Annotated in this window: 1 protein-coding gene; it reads right to left on the reverse strand. The window is 57.7% G+C overall.

Annotated features, from left to right (window positions below):
• Positions 1-618: 618 nt before the first annotated feature.
• The coding region (locus HH302_RS22375; RefSeq protein WP_216662026.1) for a hypothetical protein at positions 619-866 on the reverse strand (248 nt) is incomplete at its 5' end.

Genomic DNA, 866 nt, shown 5'->3' on the forward strand with positions numbered 1-866 from the left:
ATTGGGCTTCCTTCAGACCCCGCCTCGCGACGACGCCCTTGCCCTTCTCCTTGCCTTCGGCTCTGCGAAAACCTGGCCCTAGGACTTGCACCTAGGAAGTAACGCGCCATGCCCGGCGCACACGTTCAAGGTGAGGGGCGCGAAGCGGCCTTATCGCGAAGCGTCCCCTCGACCGCAGTGTTAGGCCGAGGTGAGCGTGCGGCAAATATGGCCCCTCCAGCCCCACCGAGGGTTGCGCCAAGGGCCAAGTTCGCGTGTGCGAAGTAGCATAGAGCGGTCCCAAGAATGCTACCCAGCAGGACATAGAAGACGGTCTGAACGGTACTCAGGATCAATGCGTATCGCCTGTTTTGATCTTGTTGTGCCCGAAGTCTCGCGATCTCTTCTTCAACGGAAGGTCTTTCCTGAGCCAAATAATCCGCAAGCTGGCGCGCTTCCGGGGTTGTTCGCCATACCTCCCGGCACACCGGGCAGAAAAGAACAGTGGCATGGGTTCTACTCTCCACCCAGCAAGGCCCGCGTGCCGTAGCGTTAGCGAAAGGATATTTGCTCATGCGTTCAGCTACAACGTGCGCCGGTTCGGGCGCAAAAGTGCCATATATGACAGGTACATAGTCTTCAATGAGCGGTGTGCAATGAAGAGCGCAGTGTTGGTCCGTCATGGCCTAACGAATGAAAGGGCATTCCCCATCCCGCGGTGCCGGTTGAGCGGCGTCGCGTTTTGAGTGCCACGATGGGGTTGCACAACTCATCGTCATCTCGATGGAGGGGAAGCCCATGAAAATTGTGGTCCTTGGAATCGATCTGGCCAAGAACGTGTTTGCGTTGCATGGCGTGGATGAACACGGCAAGCCTGCCCTTGTACA

This window comes from Niveibacterium sp. COAC-50 (assembly GCF_013184235.1).
Taxonomy (GTDB): domain Bacteria; phylum Pseudomonadota; class Gammaproteobacteria; order Burkholderiales; family Rhodocyclaceae; genus Niveibacterium; species Niveibacterium microcysteis.